General features: G+C 50.6%; 2 rRNA genes. Both read left to right on the forward strand.

Annotated elements, in window-relative coordinates:
• Nucleotides 1–259 precede the first annotated feature (259 nt).
• Nucleotides 260–3153, forward strand: a 23S ribosomal RNA gene (locus tag H8F23_RS28540).
• Nucleotides 3154–3303: 150 nt separating this feature from the next.
• A 5S ribosomal RNA gene (gene rrf / locus H8F23_RS28545) occupies nucleotides 3304–3419 on the forward strand.
• Nucleotides 3420–3465: the final 46 nt, after the last annotated feature.

A 3465-nucleotide genomic window follows, 5' to 3' on the forward strand; every position in this document is an offset into this window, starting at 1 on the left:
CTTGGCTCCACCACTACTGCTTCTCTTGTATAAAGCTTAGAAATGAGCATTCCATCAAGATGATGATGAATGTTGATTTCTAGTCTTTGACTAGTTCGTTCTTTAAAAATTTGGGTATGTGATAGAAAGATAGACTGAACGTTACTTTCACTGGTAACGGATCAGGCTAAGGTAAAATTTGTGAGTTCTCTTAGTTGAGAAATTCGAATTTTCGGCGAATGTCGTCTTCACAGTATAACCAGATTGCTTGGGGTTATATGGTCAAGTGAAGAAGCGCATACGGTGGATGCCTTGGCAGTCAGAGGCGATGAAAGACGTGGTAGCCTGCGAAAAGCTTCGGGGAGTCGGCAAACAGACTTTGATCCGGAGATGTCTGAATGGGGGAACCCAGCCATCATAAGATGGTTATCTTGTACTGAATACATAGGTGCAAGAGGCGAACCAGGGGAACTGAAACATCTAAGTACCCTGAGGAAAAGAAATCAACCGAGATTCCCTTAGTAGTGGCGAGCGAACGGGGACTAGCCCTTAAGTGGCTTTGAGATTAGCGGAACGCTCTGGAAAGTGCGGCCATAGTGGGTGATAGCCCTGTACGCGAAAATCTCTTAGTCATGAAATCGAGTAGGACGGAGCACGAGAAACTTTGTCTGAATATGGGGGGACCATCCTCCAAGGCTAAATACTACTGACTGACCGATAGTGAACTAGTACCGTGAGGGAAAGGCGAAAAGAACCCCGGAGAGGGGAGTGAAATAGATCCTGAAACCGTATGCGTACAAGCAGTGGGAGCAGACTTTGTTCTGTGACTGCGTACCTTTTGTATAATGGGTCAGCGACTTATTTTCAGTGGCGAGCTTAACCGAATAGGGGAGGCGTAGCGAAAGCGAGTCTTAATAGGGCGTCTAGTCGCTGGGAATAGACCCGAAACCGGGCGATCTATCCATGGGCAGGTTGAAGGTTGGGTAACACTAACTGGAGGACCGAACCGACTACCGTTGAAAAGTTAGCGGATGACCTGTGGATCGGAGTGAAAGGCTAATCAAGCTCGGAGATAGCTGGTTCTCCTCGAAAGCTATTTAGGTAGCGCCTCATGTATCACTGTAGGGGGTAGAGCACTGTTTCGGCTAGGGGGTCATCCCGACTTACCAAACCGATGCAAACTCCGAATACCTACAAGTGCCGAGCATGGGAGACACACGGCGGGTGCTAACGTCCGTCGTGAAAAGGGAAACAACCCAGACCGTCAGCTAAGGTCCCAAAGTTATGGTTAAGTGGGAAACGATGTGGGAAGGCTTAGACAGCTAGGAGGTTGGCTTAGAAGCAGCCACCCTTTAAAGAAAGCGTAATAGCTCACTAGTCGAGTCGGCCTGCGCGGAAGATGTAACGGGGCTCAAACCATACACCGAAGCTACGGGTATCACCTTCGGGTGATGCGGTAGAGGAGCGTTCTGTAAGCCTGTGAAGGTGAGTTGAGAAGCTTGCTGGAGGTATCAGAAGTGCGAATGCTGACATGAGTAACGACAATGGGTGTGAAAAACACCCACGCCGAAAGACCAAGGTTTCCTGCGCAACGTTAATCGACGCAGGGTTAGTCGGTCCCTAAGGCGAGGCTGAAAAGCGTAGTCGATGGAAAACAGGTTAATATTCCTGTACTTCTGGTTATTGCGATGGAGGGACGGAGAAGGCTAGGCCAGCTTGGCGTTGGTTGTCCAAGTTTAAGGTGGTAGGCTGAGATCTTAGGTAAATCCGGGATCTTAAGGCCGAGAGCTGATGACGAGTGTTCTTTTAGAACACGAAGTGGTTGATGCCATGCTTCCAAGAAAAGCTTCTAAGCTTCAGGTAACCAGGAACCGTACCCCAAACCGACACAGGTGGTTGGGTAGAGAATACCAAGGCGCTTGAGAGAACTCGGGTGAAGGAACTAGGCAAAATGGCACCGTAACTTCGGGAGAAGGTGCGCCGGTGAGGGTGAAGGACTTGCTCCGTAAGCTCATGCCGGTCGAAGATACCAGGCCGCTGCGACTGTTTATTAAAAACACAGCACTCTGCAAACACGAAAGTGGACGTATAGGGTGTGACGCCTGCCCGGTGCCGGAAGGTTAATTGATGGGGTTAGCTAACGCGAAGCTCTTGATCGAAGCCCCGGTAAACGGCGGCCGTAACTATAACGGTCCTAAGGTAGCGAAATTCCTTGTCGGGTAAGTTCCGACCTGCACGAATGGCGTAACGATGGCGGCGCTGTCTCCACCCGAGACTCAGTGAAATTGAAATCGCTGTGAAGATGCAGTGTATCCGCGGCTAGACGGAAAGACCCCGTGAACCTTTACTATAGCTTTGCACTGGACTTTGAATTTGCTTGTGTAGGATAGGTGGGAGGCTTTGAAGCGTGGACGCCAGTTCGCGTGGAGCCATCCTTGAAATACCACCCTGGCAACTTTGAGGTTCTAACTCAGGTCCGTTATCCGGATCGAGGACAGTGTATGGTGGGTAGTTTGACTGGGGCGGTCTCCTCCTAAAGAGTAACGGAGGAGTACGAAGGTGCGCTCAGACCGGTCGGAAATCGGTCGTAGAGTATAAAGGCAAAAGCGCGCTTGACTGCGAGACAGACACGTCGAGCAGGTACGAAAGTAGGTCTTAGTGATCCGGTGGTTCTGTATGGAAGGGCCATCGCTCAACGGATAAAAGGTACTCCGGGGATAACAGGCTGATACCGCCCAAGAGTTCATATCGACGGCGGTGTTTGGCACCTCGATGTCGGCTCATCACATCCTGGGGCTGAAGCCGGTCCCAAGGGTATGGCTGTTCGCCATTTAAAGTGGTACGCGAGCTGGGTTTAGAACGTCGTGAGACAGTTCGGTCCCTATCTGCCGTGGACGTTTGAGATTTGAGAGGGGCTGCTCCTAGTACGAGAGGACCGGAGTGGACGAACCTCTGGTGTTCCGGTTGTCACGCCAGTGGCATTGCCGGGTAGCTATGTTCGGGAAAGATAACCGCTGAAAGCATCTAAGCGGGAAACTTGCCTCAAGATGAGATCTCACTGGAACCTTGAGTTCCCTGAAGGGCCGTCGAAGACTACGACGTTGATAGGTTGGGTGTGTAAGCGCTGTGAGGCGTTGAGCTAACCAATACTAATTGCCCGTGAGGCTTGACCATATAACACCCAAGCAATTTGCGTCGAAGAGACCAGATTGCGGTGTGTGAAGACGAAACGAACCGAAAGTTCGATGTTCACAAAACACCTGGCTGTCACATACCCAATTTGCTGAAGCGAGACCACAAGGTCACGAGTCAGTACCCGAATTTCTTGACGACCATAGAGCGTTGGAACCACCTGATCCCATCCCGAACTCAGCAGTGAAACGATGCATCGCCGATGGTAGTGTGGGGTTTCCCCATGTGAGAGTAGGTCATCGTCAAGATTAAATTCCGAAACCCCAATTGCGAAAGCAGTTGGGGTTTTGTTTT

Origin of the sequence: Pseudomonas neuropathica (assembly GCF_015461835.1) — a bacterium.
GTDB classification, from domain to species: domain Bacteria; phylum Pseudomonadota; class Gammaproteobacteria; order Pseudomonadales; family Pseudomonadaceae; genus Aquipseudomonas; species Aquipseudomonas neuropathica.